Genomic DNA, 14,648 nt, shown 5'->3' with positions numbered 1-14,648 from the left:
CGTTTCCGGGAGGCAACGATGCAGGCAGCGCAACACCGTATCGAGGACTGGCGGACTTTTTCCGGCGACGCGGCCATCGCGGCGGCGACGATTGGCGATGGAGCGGTGGACGTCGAGTGGAGCGACACGCGACGATCGCCGTTTCACTTCGACTGGTTGCGCGACAACTGCGCGTGTTCCGCGTGCGTGCATGCGCTCACGCGCGAACAGGTGTTCGAAATCGCCGACGCGCGCGAGGATCTGTCGGCCCTCGTCGTGCATGTCGATACCGACGGCGCGCTGCACGTCGAGTGGAACGACGGGCATCGCAGTACCTGGTCGCCGGGATGGTTGCGCGCGCATGCGTACGACGATGCGTCGCGCGCCGAGCGTCAGGCCGCGCACGGGCGGCACGTGTGGACCGGCGACGACGCGGCGGCGATCGGCGTGTTCGCATGGCGTGACGTGATGGAGGACGACGGCACGTTGCTCGCGTGGCTCGCCGCGTTGCAGCGCACGGGGCTGACGCTCGTCGAGGGTGTGCCGGCCGAACGCGGCCGGGTCGACCAGATCGCGCGTCGTATCGGCCTGATTCGCGAAAGCAATTTCGGCGTGCTGTTCGACGTCGAATCGAAGCCGCGACCGGACAGCAACGCCTATACGTCGCTCAACCTGCCGCCGCACACCGACCTGCCGACGCGTGAATTGCAGCCGGGCGTGCAGTTCCTGCATTGCCTCGCGAACGACGCAACGGGCGGAGACAGCGTCTTCCTCGATGGCTTCGCGCTCGCGGATGCGCTGCGGCGCGAATATCCGACCGATTTCGGGCACCTTGCGTCGACACCGTTCGAGTTCTGGAACAAGAGTGCGGACAGTGACTACCGCTGTTCGGCGCCGGTGATCGGGCTCGATGCGCGCGGCAACGTGACCGAGGTGCGCGTCGCGAATTTCCTGCGCGGGCCGCTCGATTCGCCGGCCGATGCGGTGGCGGCTGTCTATCGTGCATATCGGCGTTTTCTCGCGCTCGCGCGCGAGCCGCGCTTTCGCGTGCAGCGCCGGCTGCGGGCCGGCGACATGTGGGCGTTCGACAACCGGCGCGTGCTGCACGCGCGCACCGAGTTCGATCCGTCGACGGGCCGCCGCCATCTGCAGGGGTGTTACGTCGATCGCGACGAACTGCTGTCGCGGTGGCGCGTGCTGTCGCGTACGGTGCCTGTGGCGGCCGCGGCGCGCTGATCGGCGCATACCGCGTCGTTACGCGTACCTCGCCGGGGAAAAAGCGCCCGGACGCAACGCGCCCGGGCGAAGCCACCCGCTGCCGGGCGGCGGAGGTATGCGTTTCAGAAAAAAAGACGAGCCCGCATGACGGGCTCGTCCGGATCCAGCTTCATCGCGCGGTGCGCGGTGCGCCCGCCGGGGGCGCGTCGGCTTACTGGCCGAAGAAGACCGAGTCGCGAGCGTTCGACGACGCTGCGGCAGCCGGGACGCCCGAGTGGACGACCGGAGCCGGTTGCGCGCCGTAGCCGCTGGGATCGGCACCATGAACACGCGCTTCCGCCGACTGGATGTCGTTCGGGTAGTACGGGCTCGACACGCCCGGCTTGTAGCCGGCTTGTTCGAGCTGGACGAGTTCGTTGCGCACTTGTGCGCGCGTCACGGTGCTTTGTGCGAAAGCGCTGAACGAAGCGGACAGGGCGACAGCGGCAACGACTGCGGAAACGAGCGATTTCATGATGACCTCCGGTGTTTTATTGGGTTCGCCGTCGACACCATGTCTGCAGCGATTGACTAAATCTTAGTCACCGGGTCGTTCAGGGTAAACGCTGATTTTGACGATAAATTGTTTCCTGGCTGGTAACAGTGAGGCGTCGAATCAGGCTTTCATCGGCCTTTCGTTTCTGTAAGTGTAATAAGTATGAAGAATAGCGACAGGAATGCGCGAGTCAGCGCACTTCGGCCGTCGTATCGAACGGCGTGCCCGGCGGCCGGCCGGCAGGCGCGCCCGCGCTCAGGAAACGCACGCCCGTCGCGGCCTCCGACGCTTCCCACAGCAGTGCCGCCACGGCCACGTCGCGTGCCGCGCGCGGCACGCTCGCGCGCGCCGGCAGGCCGCGCGACTCGAACCACCCGGACGGCCCGATGTACGCGCCGCCGGTGAGCTCGGGTGACGTCGCCGCATGGATCGCGGGCAACGCGCCCTGATCGGCCGGTTGCGCGAGATAACGGTTTGCCGCGCGCATCAGCGCGGCGCGGAGGGGCGAACCGTCCATCGCGGGGCCCGCGAACTGCAGGTTGGTCGCCGCGTAGCCGGGATGCGCGGCGACGCTGATTCCCGCGAACGCCGCGCGCTGGAAGCGGCGCTGCAGCTCGATCGCGAACACGAGGTTCGCGAGCTTGCTGTCGCAGTAGGCGAGATAACGGTTGTAGCGGTGCTCGGCCCGCAGGTCGTCGACGCGGATCCGGCCGCCGCGGTTGAAACCACTCGACATCGTCACGACGCGCGGCCGCGGTGCGGCGGACAGCGCGGGCAGCAGTTGGCCGGTGAGCGCGAAATGGCCGAGGTGATTGGTGCCGAATTGCATCTCGAAGCCGTCGTGCGTGTGCCGCAGCGGCAGGAACATCACGCCGGCGTTGTTGCAGAGGATGTCGACGCGGCCGTGGCGCGCGGAGATGTCGGCGGCGAAGCGCCGGATCGATGCGAGATCGGCGAGGTCGAGCGGATCGACTTCGACCCGAGCGGCAGGATGAAGCCGGCGGATTGCGTCCGCGGCTTGGGCGGCGCGCGCGGCATCGCGGCAGCCCATCACGACGGTCGCCCCCTTGGCGGCCAGCGTTTCCGCGATCTGCCAGCCGAGGCCGCTGTTGGCGCCGGTCACGACCGCGACCTTGCCGCCTTGCGCCGGGACGTGGCGCGCGCTCCATGCATGCATGTCTGTCTCCATCGGCGCGGCCGATGCGCCACGACGCGTAATCGTTACATTGAGTGATGTAACGATAGTCCGCGCAGGCGGGGCAGACAAGCGGGTGATTAGACCGGCGCTTCTAGGGCGGGCCTGCGCATCACGCAGCCAGCCCTTGCTCGCGGCGGACGGACCTCAGAGGGTGCCCGCCAGCGCCAGTACTTCCGCGGCGGAGATCATCGCGGCCGCGTTCGCCGGGGCCGGACGCTCGGCCGGGCGGAATACTTCGTCGCCGCGCTGGATGACCTGGCGCGACAGTGCGCAGGTGCCGGTGCGCTGCGCGAAGCGGCGCCGCCAGCGCTGTTCGCCGTAATGACAGCGGCCGGGTTCGACCCAGCGCACGACGAGCAGCGTATCGGAACGTTCGAGAATTTCGACGTGGACGTCGGCGGGATCGAGCGCAGGCAGGGATTTCGAGGCCTTCATTTTGCCGTTTCCTAAAACTCGTGCGGTTCGGCCGTGGCAGTGGATGTCACTACCCGCGGGCGCATCCGTAGCGGTTTCCATGAGTGGTGCGGTAAATGTAAGCGTCTGTGACCGGAAAAAACATCCTGTCTGGCTCAAATTACCTTTTGCCGAATCAGAAACAATCGCCGCACATTTTCTTGAAAAAGCAGCGACAAAAGCGCCCCGGACGCGAACGTCCGGGGCGAAAAATCGGGCCGCGCCACCGTGGCTGCTCGCTCAGTCACGTGGACACCGCGGAGGACGGAGGTGCCCGTCAGGGATCTGCGACGGGCGGGGGCGGTGTACCGGGAAGCGCGGTCCGGCAACACCATGATCGCGCGCACACCCGGTTAGAACCCTGACGCGAACATGACTTTCTTGTCAGTTTCGCCCGGCGGCCGCGGGGTGCGAGCCTCGGCCCTCGCCGCAAACCCCCGCCGGTATTGGCTTTGCGCGACGAGCGGCTGATCGCCGGCATCCTCGAAAAAGCCGCCGCACCGCCGGCTTTACTCCGTTCGCCCCGATTCTCCCGCTCGGGAAAATACTGAATCGCGCGTTCGTGACAAATCTCCAAACTGTTCCTATGATTGGCTGGACCTTTAGTCCTTTGTGCCAATCGATCGGCTCGGCCGACTTCCACAGGAGAAGTGCTCATGAGATTGCAGGGCAAGCGTGCGCTGGTGACGGCGGCCGGGCAGGGTATCGGCCGCGCGACCGCGCTGCGGTTCGCAAGCGAGGGCGCCGACGTGCTGGCGACCGACATCAACGAAGCCGCGCTCGCGCAACTCGCGGCCGACGCCGAACGCGCGGGCGGCCGCCTGACGACGCGGCGGCTCGACGTGACCGACGCGGGCGACATCGCGGCACTCGCCGCGCAGGAGCGCGCGTTCGACGTGCTGTTCAACTGCGCCGGCTACGTGCATCACGGCTCGATCCTCGACTGCGACGATGCCGCCTGGGCGTTTTCGCTGAACCTGAACGTCACGTCGATGTACCGGCTGATCCGCGCGCTGTTGCCGGCGATGCTGGAAGCGGGCGGCGCGTCGATCATCAACATGGCGTCGGCCGCGTCGAGCGTGAAGGGCGTGCCGAACCGCTTCGTCTACGGCACGACGAAGGCGGCCGTGATCGGCCTCACCAAGTCGGTGGCCGCGGATTTCGTCGAGCAGCGCATTCGCTGCAACGCGATCTGCCCGGGCACGATCGAGTCGCCGTCGCTCGAACAGCGGATCGCCGAACAGGCGCGCGCGCGCCAGGTGTCGACCGACACGGTGCGCCAGGCGTTCGTCGCGCGGCAGCCGATGGGCCGTATCGGCACCGCGGATGAAGTCGCCGCGCTCGCGCTGTATCTGGCGTCCGACGAAGCGTCGTTCACCACCGGCGCGATTCACCTGATCGACGGCGGCTGGTCAAACTGACCTTCGAACTCACCGCGCTCCCCATTCCCTTTCCGATTCCATTCAGACGACATGAAACTGCTGAGATTTGGCGACAAACACCATGAGAAACCGGGCCTGCTCGACGCGCAGGGAACGATCCGCGACCTGTCGGGCGTGATCGACGATATCGCCGGCGACGCGCTGACGCCCGCATCGCTCGCACGGCTGCGCGACATCGACCCGTCGTCGTTGCCGCGCGTCGAAGGCACGCCGCGGCTCGGCGCATGCGTCGGCCGCGTCGGCAAGTTCATCTGCATCGGGCTCAATTATTCCGACCACGCGGCCGAATCGGGCATGGAGGTGCCGAAGGAGCCGGTCGTGTTCGGCAAATGGACGAGCGCGATTTCGGGGCCGAACGACGACGTCGAGATTCCGCGCGGCTCGGAGAAGACCGACTGGGAAGTCGAGCTCGGTGTCGTGATCGGCAAGGGCGGCCGCTATATCGACGAAGCCGACGCGCTGTCGCACGTCGCCGGCTACTGCGTGGTGAATGATGTGTCGGAGCGCGAATACCAGCTCGAGCGCGGCGGCACGTGGGACAAGGGCAAGGGCAACGACACGTTCGGCCCGCTCGGCCCGTGGCTCGTGACGGCCGACGAAGTGCCCGATCCACATGCGCTGCGGCTGTGGCTGGAGGTGGACGGTCATCGCTACCAGAACGGCACGACCGCGACGATGGTGTTCCGCGTGCCGCACCTGATCAGCTACCTGAGCCGCTTCATGAGCCTGCAGCCGGGCGACGTGATCTCGACCGGCACGCCGCCCGGCGTCGGGCTCGGCCAGAAGCCGCCCGTCTATCTGCGCGCCGGGCAGGTGATCACGCTCGGCATCGACGGGCTCGGCGAGCAGCGCCAGCGCACCGTGCAGGCCTGATTTCCTTTAACGGACGGTTCGCCATGCCTATCATTCGATCGATGCGCGTCCTCGACGTGCGCTTCCCGACCTCGCGCCAGCTCGACGGCTCCGATGCGATGAATCCGGACCCCGATTATTCGGCTGCGTACGTCGTGCTCGAAACCGACCACGACGGGCTCGAAGGCCACGGGCTCACGTTCACCATCGGGCGCGGCAACGAAATCTGCTGCGCGGCGATCGACGCGATGCGTCATCTCGTCGTCGGCCTCGACCTCGACTGGATCCGCGAGGACATGGGCCGCTTCTGGCGGCACGTGACGTCGGACAGCCAGTTGCGCTGGATCGGCCCCGACAAGGGCGCGATCCATCTGGCGACGGGCGCCGTCGTCAATGCGGTGTGGGATCTGTGGGCGAAGGCCGCGGGCAAGCCGCTGTGGCGGCTCGTCGCCGACATGAGCCCCGAGGAAATCGTGCGCGCGATCGACTTCCGCTACCTGACCGACTGCCTGACGCCGGACGAGGCACTCGCGCTGCTGCGCCGCCAGGCGCCGGGCAAGGCCGCACGGATCGCGGCGCTCGAGCGCGACGGCTACCCGTGCTACACGACGTCGGCGGGCTGGCTCGGCTACAGCGACGACAAGCTGCGCCGGCTGTGCCGCGAGGCGGTCGACGCCGGTTTCGACTACGTGAAGCTGAAGGTCGGCGCGAACCTGGAGGACGACATCCGCCGCGTGACGATCGCGCGCGAGGTGATCGGCCCCGAGCGCAAGCTGATGATCGATGCGAACCAGGTGTGGGAAGTCGGCGAGGCGATCGACTGGGTGCGCGAGCTGGCGTTCGCGAAACCGTGGTTCATCGAGGAGCCGACGAGCCCCGACGACGTCGAAGGGCATCGCAAGATCCGCGAGGCGATCGCGCCCGTGCAGGTCGCGACCGGCGAGATGTGCCAGAACCGCGTGCTGTTCAAGCAGTTCATCGAGCGTGGCGCGATCGACGTCGTGCAGATCGACGCGTGCCGGCTCGGCGGCGTGAACGAGATTCTCGCGGTGATGCTGCTGGCCGCGAAGTACGGGCTGCCGGTGTGTCCGCATGCGGGCGGTGTCGGGCTGTGCGAATACGTGCAGCATTTGTCGATGATCGACTACGTGTGCATTTCCGGCACGAAGGAAGGGCGCGTGACCGAATACGTCGATCACCTGCACGAGCATTTCGTCGAGCCGTGCGTCGTGCGCGGCGCGGCATACATGCCGCCGACGGCGCCCGGCTTCTCGATCGAGATGAAGCCGGCATCGCTGGAGCAGTATCGGTTCCGCGGCTGAAGCACGGCGCCGCGCACCGCACGCGGCCATAACATGAACGACGGAGACGCGAAGTGGATTTGAATCTGCAAGACAAGGTCGTGATCGTGACCGGCGGCGCGTCGGGCATCGGCGCCGCGATCTCGATGCGGCTCGCCGGCGAAGGCGCGATTCCGGTCGTGTTCGCCCGCCACGCGCCGGACGACGGCTTCTGGCGCGAACTCACGCAGACGCAGCCGCGCGCCGCACGCGTGTCGGTCGAACTGCAGGACGACACGCAGTGCCGCGACGGCGTCGCGCAGACCGTCGCGCGTTTCGGCCGCATCGACGGCCTCGTCAACAACGCGGGCATCAACGACAGCGTCGGCCTCGATGCCGGGCGCGACGCGTTCGTCGCGTCGCTCGAACGCAACCTGATCCACTACTACGTGATGGCGCATCACTGCGTGCCGCATCTGAAGGCCGCGCGCGGCGCGATCGTCAATATTTCGTCGAAGACGGCCGTCACCGGGCAGGGCAACACGAGCGGCTATTGCGCGTCGAAGGGCGCGCAGCTCGCGCTCACGCGCGAATGGGCGGTCGCGTTGCGCGACGACGGCGTGCGCGTGAACGCGGTTATCCCCGCGGAGGTGATGACGCCGCTCTACCAGAACTGGATCGCCGGCTTCGACGACCCGGATGCGAAGCTTGCGGAGATCGCCGGCAAGGTGCCGCTCGGCAAGCGCTTCACGACGGCCGACGAGATTGCCGACACGGCCGTGTTCCTGCTGTCGGAACGCGCATCGCACACGACGGGGCAGTGGCTGTTCGTCGACGGCGGCTATACGCATCTCGATCGCGCGATCGGCTGAGGACGGCGAGCCATGCAACCTGATCCGAACCCGGCCGCCGCACCCGCCGCGCTGATCGAGCTGACCGGCGTCAGCAAGCGCTTTCCGGGCGTGCAGGCGCTCGACGATTGCCGGTTCGACCTGCGCGCCGGCGAAGTGCACGCGCTGATGGGCGAGAACGGCGCCGGTAAATCGACGCTGATGAAGGTCCTCGCCGGCGTGTATCCAAAGGACGGCGGTGAAATCCGGATGGACGGCCGCGCGGTGGAGATCGACGATCCGCGCGCCGCGCAGGCGCTGGGGATCGGCATCATCCATCAGGAACTGAACCTGATGAACCACCTGAGCGTCGCGCAGAACATCTTCATCGGCCGCGAGCCGCGCGGGCGCTTCGGCGTGTTCGTCGACGAGGAGAAACTCAACCGCGACGCGGCCGCGATCTTCGCGCGGATGCGGCTCGATCTCGACCCGCGCACGCTGGTCGGCCGGCTGACGGTCGCGAAGCAGCAGATGGTCGAGATCGCGAAGGCGCTGTCGTTCGACTCGCGCGTGCTCATCATGGACGAGCCGACCGCCGCGCTGAACAACGCGGAGATCGCCGAACTGTTCCGCATCATCGGCGAGCTGCGCGCGCACGGTGTCGGCATCGTCTACATCTCGCACAAGATGGACGAACTGCGCCAGATCGCCGATCGCGTGACGGTGATGCGCGACGGCAAGTATGTCGCGACCGTGCCGATGGCCGGCACGTCGATGGACGCGATCATCGCGATGATGGTCGGCCGCCAGCTCGATACCGAATTCCGCACGCCGCCCGATACGTCCGCGAACGACGTCGCGCTCGAAGTGCGCGGGCTGTCGCGCGGGCGCGCGATCCGCGACGTCGGCTTCACGCTGCGGCGCGGCGAGATCCTCGGCTTCGCGGGGCTGATGGGTGCGGGCCGCACCGAGGTCGCGCGCGCGGTGTTCGGCGCGGACCCGGTCGACGCCGGCGAGATCCGCGTGCACGGCAAGACCGTGACGATCCGCACGCCGGCCGACGCGGTCGCGCACGGGATCGGTTATCTGTCGGAAGACCGCAAGCACTTCGGGCTCGCGGTCGGGATGGACGTGCAGAACAACATCGCGCTGTCGAGCATGCGCCGCTTCGTGCGGCGCGGCCTGTTCCTCGATGCGCGCGCGATGCGCGACACCGCGCAGTCGTACGTGCGGCAGCTCGCGATCCGCACGCCGTCGGTCGCGCAGCCCGCGCGGCTGCTGTCGGGCGGCAACCAGCAGAAGATCGTGATCGCGAAGTGGCTGCTGCGCGATTGCGACATCCTGTTCTTCGACGAGCCGACGCGCGGCATCGACGTCGGCGCGAAAAGCGAGATCTACAAGCTGCTCGACGCGCTCGCCGCCGACGGCAAGGCGATCGTGATGATCTCGTCGGAGTTGCCCGAGGTGCTGCGCATGAGCCACCGGATTCTCGTGATGTGCGAAGGGCGCGTGACCGGCGAGTTACGCGCGGCCGACGCCACGCAGGAAAAGATCATGCAGCTCGCGACGCAGCGCGAGTCGAACGTATTGTCCTGATTCAGCCCCTACGACCATGCCCAACGATACGCATCCCGTTCCGCCTCTGGCCACCGGCGACACGCCGGCCGGCGCAGCCGGCCTGAAGGCCCGCTTCTTCAACCCGGCCGCGCGGCAGAAGCTGCTCGCGTTCGCGAGCCTCGTGCTGCTGATTGCATTCTTCAGCTTCGCGTCGCCGAACTTCCTCGACGTCGACAACCTCGTGTCGATCCTGCAGGCCACCGCTGTGAACGGCGTGCTGGCGGTCGCCTGCACGTACGTGATCATCACGTCGGGCATCGACCTGTCGGTCGGCACGCTGATGACGTTTTGCGCGGTGATGGCCGGCGTCGTGCTGACGAAGTGGGGGATGCCGCTGCCGCTCGGGATCCTGGCCGCGCTGGGCTTTGGCGCGCTGTCGGGCAGCGTGTCGGGCTTCGTGATCGCGAAGATGAAGGTGCCTCCGTTCATCGCGACGCTCGGCATGATGATGCTGTTGAAGGGGCTGTCGCTCGTGATCTCGGGCACGCGGCCGATCTACTTCAACGACACGCCGGGCTTCACGTCGATCGCGCAGGATTCGCTGATCGGCAGCCTGATTCCCGCGCTGCCGATTCCGAACGCGGTGCTGATCCTGTTCCTCGTCGCGATCGGTGCATCGATCGTGCTGAACCGCACGATCTTCGGCCGCTACACGTTCGCGCTCGGCAGCAACGAGGAAGCGCTGCGGCTGTCCGGCGTGAACGTCGATGCGTGGAAGATCGCCGTCTACACGTTCAGCGGCGCGGTGTGCGGGATCGCCGGCCTGCTGATCGCGTCGCGGCTGAATTCCGCGCAGCCGGCGCTCGGGCAGGGCTACGAGCTCGATGCGATCGCGGCCGTCGTGATCGGCGGCACGTCGCTGTCGGGCGGCGCGGGCAGCATCGTCGGCACCATCATCGGCGCGTTCATCATGAGCGTGCTGACCAACGGCCTGCGCATCATGTCGGTCGCGCAGGAATGGCAGACGGTCGTGACGGGCGTGATCATCATCTTGGCTGTCTACGTCGACATCCTGCGCCGGCGCCGCCGCTGACCTACGTAGTTGTATGCGCATCTGCTTCACCGCCGGCCGGGCCGGCATTTCAGTCGATACCAACCAAGGAGACGCGAAGTGATCAGGAGCAAGGTGTTGAACGCGATCGTCGGGCTGACGTTCGCCGTCGGCGTGACGGCCGGCGCGCAGGCGCAGGAAGCCTATATCCCGCTGATCTCGAAGGGCTTCCAGCATCAGTTCTGGCAGGCCGTGAAAGCGGGCGCGATGCAGGCCGCGAAGGACTACAAGGTGAAGGTGACGTTCGAAGGCCCCGAAACCGAGGCGATGGTCGACAAGCAGATCGACATGCTGTCCGCCGCGATCGCGAAGAAGCCGGCCGCGCTCGGCTTCGCGGCGCTCGACAGCAAGGCCGCGCTGCCGCTGTTGAAGAAGGCGCAGGCCGAGAAGATCCCCGTGATCGCGTTCGACTCGGGCGTCGACAGCGACATCCCGGTGACGACGGCCGCGACCAACAACAAGGCCGCCGCATCGCTCGCCGCCGACAAGCTCGCCGCGCTGATCGGCGACGAAGGCGAGGTCGCCGTGGTCGCGCATGACCAGACGAGCCGCACCGGCATCGATCGCCGCGACGGCTTTCTCGAACGGATGAAGTCGGCGCACCCGAAGGTGCGGGTCGTGACCGTGCAGTACGGCGAAGGCGACCAGCTGAAGTCTACCGAGGTGACGAAGTCGATCCTGCAGGCGTATCCGAAGCTCAAGGGCCTGTTCGGCACCAACGAAGGCTCGGCGATCGGCGTGGTGAACGGCGTGCGCGAGATGAAGCGCAAGGTCGTGATCGTCGGCTACGATTCGGGCAAGCAACAGAAGGACGCGATCCGCAGCGGGCTGATGGCCGGCGCGATCACGCAGAATCCGATCGGGATCGGCTACAAGACCGTCGAGGCGGCCGTGAAGGCGATCAAGGGCGAGAAGCTGCCGAAGGTCATCGATACCGGTTTCTACTGGTATGACAAGACCAATATCGACGACCCGAAGATATCGGCGGTGCTGTACGACTGAGCGTGACGTGATGCCGCGTTCGAGCGCGAACCACGAGGACACCATGGGCGCAGTGCGTATCGATTCCCATCAGCACTTCTGGCGTTACCGCGCGGCCGACTATCCGTGGATCGGCCCCGGCATGGGCGTGCTCGCCCGCGATTACCTGCCCGACGCACTGTGGCCGCAGATGCATGCGCAGGCGCTCGGCGCGTCGATCGCGGTGCAGGCACGCGCCGGACGCGACGAGACGGCGTTCCTGCTCGATCTCGCCCGCGACGACGCGCGCATCGCGGCGGTGGTCGGCTGGGAGGATCTCGGTGCGCCGGCGCTCGCCGACCGTATCGCCGAGTGGCGCAGCCCGAAGCTGCGCGGCTTTCGGCATCAGATACAGGACGAAGCCGACGTCGGCGCGTTCGTCGCGGATCCCGCATTCAATCGCGGCGTCGCGTGGCTGCAGGCGAACGGTTACGTGTACGACGTGCTCGTGTTCGAACGCCAGTTGCCCGACGTGCGCGCGTTCTGCGCACGGCACGATGCGCACTGGCTCGTCCTCGATCATGCGGGCAAGCCCGCGCTCGCCGAGTTCGACCGCGACGACACCGCGCTCGCACGCTGGCGTGCCGCGTTGCGCGAGCTGGGCGCGTTGCCGCATGTCGTGTGCAAGCTGTCGGGGCTCGTGACCGAGACGGACTGGCAGCGCGGCCTGCGCGGGCAGGACATCCGGCACATCGAGCAATGCCTCGATGCGGCGCTCGACGCGTTCGGCCCGCAGCGACTGATGTTCGGCTCGGACTGGCCCGTGTGCCTGCTCGCGGCGTCGTATGACGAAGTGACGTCGCTGGTCGAGCGCTGGGCCGAAGCGCGGTTGTCGGCGGCCGAGCGCAACGCGTTGTGGGGCCGCACGGCCGCACGTTGCTATGCGGTGCCGGGCGACCCGAAGCCCGGCATATAAAATAGGCGCGAGCGGCCCGATGCTTCACGCGTCGGGCCGTCCGCAACGCAACCGCTTACCTGTATCAACGTATGTCCATCCAGCCGATTCAGAACCGCCGCCTCTACCAGCAGATCGCCGACAAGCTCAGCGCGATGATCGGGTCCGGCGATTTTCCGCCGGGCAGCTATCTGCCGCCCGAGCGCGAACTGGCCGAGCAGTTCGGCGTGTCGCGCACGTCGGTGCGCGAGGCGCTGATCGCGCTCGAAGTGAGCGGGCTCGTCAGCGTGCGTGTCGGCGACGGCGTGAAGGTGCGCCAACCCGAGGCGGCTGCCGCGCCGGAACCGCGGCACGAGACGAAGGTTGCGCCGTTTTCGATCGTCGAGATCGATCCCGAGCTCGGCATCGCGCTCGACCTCGATACCGAAATCCCGCCGTTCGCGCTGTTGCAGGCGCGCCGGCTGATCGAGCCGGAAGCCGCATCGCTCGCGGCGAAACACGGCTCGGACGAGCAGATCGAAGGGATTCACGAAGCGTTCCTGCGTAACCAGGAAGACAACCGCAGCGGCTCGCTCACGCATCCGGGCGACCGGCTGTTCCATATCCGTATCGCGGAGGCGAGCGACAACCCGGCTTATGCGCTGATGATCAAGCAGTTGCTCGCGCACAAGTACGACCTGATGTTCCAGCGCCTGCAGTCGCTGTACATGCCCAACGACATGCCGCACCGGTCGGAGCTGGAACACCGCGCGATCCTTGACGCGATCCGCGCACGCGACCCCGACGCCGCGCGCCGCGCAATGGCCGAGCATCTCGACGAGGTGATCCGGATCTTCGGCCGCGCGCTCGACTGAGCGCGCGGGCTCAGAAGCGGTCGGCGCGGTAGGGCGTCGGATCGGTGAACGGTGCTTCCCCCGTCATCATCTCGGCCAGCAGGCGGCCGGAGACGGGGCCGAGCGTGAGCCCGTGATGGTTGTGCCCGAACGAGAACCACAGCCCGCGATGCGCGGGCGCGGGGCCGATCACCGGCCGCATGTCCGGCGTGCACGGCCGGAAGCCGAGCCACGGTTGCGGGTCGAGCCGTTCGCCGAAGCCGAACACCGGGCGTGCGACGCGCTCCGCGCGATCGAGCTGCACGCCTGTCGGCGGCAGGCCGCGCCGCGCGATCTCGACGCCGGTGGTCAGCCGCAATCCGCGCCGCATCGGCGCGATCACGTAGCCGTATTCGCGATCGACGATCGGCGCCGACGGCGCGCCGCGTTCGGACGGCGCGTAGTGCATGTGATAGCCGCGCTTCTCGCGCAGCGGAATCTTGTAGCCGAACTTGCCGAACACTGTGTCGGACCATGGGCCGAGCGCGACGACCACGGCTGGCGCGGCGATCTTGCCTTGTTCCGTCGTGACCTGCCAGCCCGGCGACAATGCGTCGAGGCTCGCGGCATCGCCGGTGAGCAGTGTGCCGCCACCTTGCACGAAGAGTTGCGCGTAGGTTTTGACGAGCGCGGATGGATCGACGACGCTTTTCGGATCGAGCCAGTGCAGCGCACCGCAGAAGCCGGGCGCGAGGCTCGGTTCCTGATCACGAAGTGCCGCGGCATCGAGCGGCGTGATGCCGAGCCCGTGGCGGCGCGCGGTGAGCCCTGCATCGGCGACCGCGCGTTCGAATGCGGCCGGCGTGCGGAACGCTTCCATCCAGCCGCTTGCACGCACCAGTTCCCCTGCGCCGGCACGCGCGATCAGCGCGTCGTGCTCGACGATGCAGCGCTCGATCAGCGGCAGCATGTCGCGCGACGCGGCTGCGTGACGCATCGGCGCCGATTCCCACCAGAAACGCGCGAGCCACGGCGCGAACGCGGGCAGCGACGTGCTGTGCCAGTAGAGATCGGTGGAGCGGTTCAGCGCGTAGCGCATCAGCGTGAACGGGCTGCGCGGAAACGGATACGGTTCGATCGACGAGCGCTCGATCAGCCCGGCGTTGCCGAAGCTCGTGCCTTCGCCGGGCGCGCCGCGGTCGACGAGGGCGACCTTGCGGCCGCGATCCTGCAGGTGCAGCGCGGCAGAGACGCCGACGATGCCTGCGCCCAGAACGATTACGTCGAAGTCCATCGTGTATTGGCCGTTAGCGGGGGCGCCTGGCCGCGGTGCGGTGTGCGCCCTGGTTGGAGTGGCTCGAACCGCAAGGATACTCGCGGTGGGGCGGGGCACCAAGGGGGGGCGCGTCGCCGACTCGGTGCGCGTGGCCCGCGCGTGGTGATTCGCGATCGTCGCCGTCATGCGG

Annotated in this window: 14 protein-coding genes; 10 read left to right on the top strand and 4 right to left on the bottom strand. The window is 67.5% G+C overall.

Features of this window, described 5'->3' with window-relative positions:
* Nucleotides 1-18: 18 nt before the first annotated feature.
* Nucleotides 19-1,215, top strand: coding sequence for a TauD/TfdA family dioxygenase (locus ABIC50_RS17075; RefSeq protein WP_354165635.1), 1,197 nt, complete (start codon nucleotides 19-21; stop codon nucleotides 1,213-1,215).
* A gap of 193 nt (nucleotides 1,216-1,408) precedes the next feature.
* Here ABIC50_RS17075 and ABIC50_RS17070 read toward each other — a convergent pair whose 3' ends face one another.
* The 3 genes from ABIC50_RS17070 to ABIC50_RS17060 all read right to left on the bottom strand — a co-directional run bounded on the left by ABIC50_RS17070 (nucleotide 1,409) and on the right by ABIC50_RS17060 (nucleotide 3,365).
* Nucleotides 1,409-1,711: a DUF4148 domain-containing protein gene (locus ABIC50_RS17070; RefSeq protein WP_105831797.1), complete on the bottom strand. Its 303-nt coding sequence runs from the start codon at nucleotides 1,709-1,711 to the stop codon at nucleotides 1,409-1,411.
* Nucleotides 1,712-1,922: 211 nt separating this feature from the next.
* Nucleotides 1,923-2,909, bottom strand: coding sequence for an oxidoreductase (locus ABIC50_RS17065; protein ID WP_354165633.1), 987 nt, complete (start codon nucleotides 2,907-2,909; stop codon nucleotides 1,923-1,925).
* Nucleotides 2,910-3,074: 165 nt separating this feature from the next.
* Nucleotides 3,075-3,365, bottom strand: coding sequence for a DUF3331 domain-containing protein (locus ABIC50_RS17060; protein ID WP_011659430.1), 291 nt, complete (start codon nucleotides 3,363-3,365; stop codon nucleotides 3,075-3,077).
* Between the two features lie 674 nt (nucleotides 3,366-4,039).
* Between ABIC50_RS17060 and ABIC50_RS17055 the strand changes: the two genes are divergently transcribed.
* The 9 genes from ABIC50_RS17055 to ABIC50_RS17015 all read left to right on the top strand — a co-directional run bounded on the left by ABIC50_RS17055 (nucleotide 4,040) and on the right by ABIC50_RS17015 (nucleotide 13,224).
* On the top strand, nucleotides 4,040-4,804 hold the full coding sequence (locus ABIC50_RS17055; protein ID WP_354165631.1) for an SDR family oxidoreductase: 765 nt from the start codon (nucleotides 4,040-4,042) through the stop codon (nucleotides 4,802-4,804).
* A gap of 51 nt (nucleotides 4,805-4,855) precedes the next feature.
* A complete protein-coding gene (locus tag ABIC50_RS17050) occupies nucleotides 4,856-5,698 on the top strand; it encodes an ureidoglycolate lyase (RefSeq protein ID WP_354165629.1) in 843 nt (280 codons plus the stop codon).
* A 23-nt stretch (nucleotides 5,699-5,721) separates the two neighbouring features.
* Nucleotides 5,722-6,999 carry an L-fuconate dehydratase gene (locus ABIC50_RS17045; protein ID WP_354165627.1) on the top strand — a complete coding sequence of 426 codons (1,278 nt, stop codon included), beginning with the start codon at nucleotides 5,722-5,724 and terminating at the stop codon, nucleotides 6,997-6,999.
* 53 nt (nucleotides 7,000-7,052) lie between these two features.
* A complete protein-coding gene (locus ABIC50_RS17040; protein ID WP_354165625.1) occupies nucleotides 7,053-7,829 on the top strand; it encodes an SDR family oxidoreductase in 777 nt (258 codons plus the stop codon).
* Between the two features lie 12 nt (nucleotides 7,830-7,841).
* The gene (locus tag ABIC50_RS17035; protein ID WP_354165624.1) at nucleotides 7,842-9,383 is read left to right on the top strand and encodes a sugar ABC transporter ATP-binding protein; all 1,542 of its coding nucleotides are present in this window, start codon (nucleotides 7,842-7,844) and stop codon (nucleotides 9,381-9,383) included.
* Nucleotides 9,384-9,399: 16 nt separating this feature from the next.
* The gene (locus tag ABIC50_RS17030) at nucleotides 9,400-10,437 is read left to right on the top strand and encodes an ABC transporter permease (protein ID WP_011659424.1); all 1,038 of its coding nucleotides are present in this window, start codon (nucleotides 9,400-9,402) and stop codon (nucleotides 10,435-10,437) included.
* Between the two features lie 78 nt (nucleotides 10,438-10,515).
* Nucleotides 10,516-11,457: an ABC transporter substrate-binding protein gene (locus ABIC50_RS17025; RefSeq protein WP_012366685.1), complete on the top strand. Its 942-nt coding sequence runs from the start codon at nucleotides 10,516-10,518 to the stop codon at nucleotides 11,455-11,457.
* Between the two features lie 43 nt (nucleotides 11,458-11,500).
* Complete coding sequence (locus ABIC50_RS17020) at nucleotides 11,501-12,391, top strand: L-fucono-1,5-lactonase (RefSeq protein ID WP_354165622.1); 891 nt, start codon at nucleotides 11,501-11,503, stop codon at nucleotides 12,389-12,391.
* A gap of 71 nt (nucleotides 12,392-12,462) precedes the next feature.
* Nucleotides 12,463-13,224: a FadR/GntR family transcriptional regulator gene (locus ABIC50_RS17015; protein ID WP_354165620.1), complete on the top strand. Its 762-nt coding sequence runs from the start codon at nucleotides 12,463-12,465 to the stop codon at nucleotides 13,222-13,224.
* A 10-nt stretch (nucleotides 13,225-13,234) separates the two neighbouring features.
* On the opposite strand, the gene ABIC50_RS17010 is transcribed toward ABIC50_RS17015, so the two are convergent.
* A complete protein-coding gene (locus tag ABIC50_RS17010) occupies nucleotides 13,235-14,476 on the bottom strand; it encodes an NAD(P)/FAD-dependent oxidoreductase (RefSeq protein ID WP_229063365.1) in 1,242 nt (413 codons plus the stop codon).
* Between the last annotated feature and the right edge of the window lie 172 nt (nucleotides 14,477-14,648).

Source organism: Burkholderia sp. 567, assembly GCF_040545115.1.
In the GTDB taxonomy this organism is placed as follows: domain Bacteria; phylum Pseudomonadota; class Gammaproteobacteria; order Burkholderiales; family Burkholderiaceae; genus Burkholderia; species Burkholderia ambifaria.
Note: the sequence above shows the minus strand (reverse complement) of the source record. Positions and strands in the feature narration are given on the sequence as shown.

Bases quoted from the DNA above. Each gene is read 5' to 3' on its own strand.
- ABIC50_RS17065 (WP_354165633.1), bottom strand. From the start codon at position 2,909: ATGCATGCATGGAGCGCGCGCCACGTCCCGGCGCAAGGCGGCAAGGTC.
- ABIC50_RS17020 (WP_354165622.1), top strand. From the start codon at position 11,501: ATGGGCGCAGTGCGTATCGATTCCCATCAGCACTTCTGGCGTTACCGC.
- ABIC50_RS17060 (WP_011659430.1), bottom strand. From the start codon at position 3,365: ATGAAGGCCTCGAAATCCCTGCCTGCGCTCGATCCCGCCGACGTCCAC.
- ABIC50_RS17045 (WP_354165627.1), top strand. From the start codon at position 5,722: ATGCCTATCATTCGATCGATGCGCGTCCTCGACGTGCGCTTCCCGACC.
- ABIC50_RS17070 (WP_105831797.1), bottom strand. From the start codon at position 1,711: ATGAAATCGCTCGTTTCCGCAGTCGTTGCCGCTGTCGCCCTGTCCGCT.
- ABIC50_RS17075 (WP_354165635.1), top strand. From the start codon at position 19: ATGCAGGCAGCGCAACACCGTATCGAGGACTGGCGGACTTTTTCCGGC.
- ABIC50_RS17010 (WP_229063365.1), bottom strand. From the start codon at position 14,476: ATGGACTTCGACGTAATCGTTCTGGGCGCAGGCATCGTCGGCGTCTCT.
- ABIC50_RS17035 (WP_354165624.1), top strand. From the start codon at position 7,842: ATGCAACCTGATCCGAACCCGGCCGCCGCACCCGCCGCGCTGATCGAG.
- ABIC50_RS17050 (WP_354165629.1), top strand. From the start codon at position 4,856: ATGAAACTGCTGAGATTTGGCGACAAACACCATGAGAAACCGGGCCTG.
- ABIC50_RS17030 (WP_011659424.1), top strand. From the start codon at position 9,400: ATGCCCAACGATACGCATCCCGTTCCGCCTCTGGCCACCGGCGACACG.
- ABIC50_RS17055 (WP_354165631.1), top strand. From the start codon at position 4,040: ATGAGATTGCAGGGCAAGCGTGCGCTGGTGACGGCGGCCGGGCAGGGT.
- ABIC50_RS17015 (WP_354165620.1), top strand. From the start codon at position 12,463: ATGTCCATCCAGCCGATTCAGAACCGCCGCCTCTACCAGCAGATCGCC.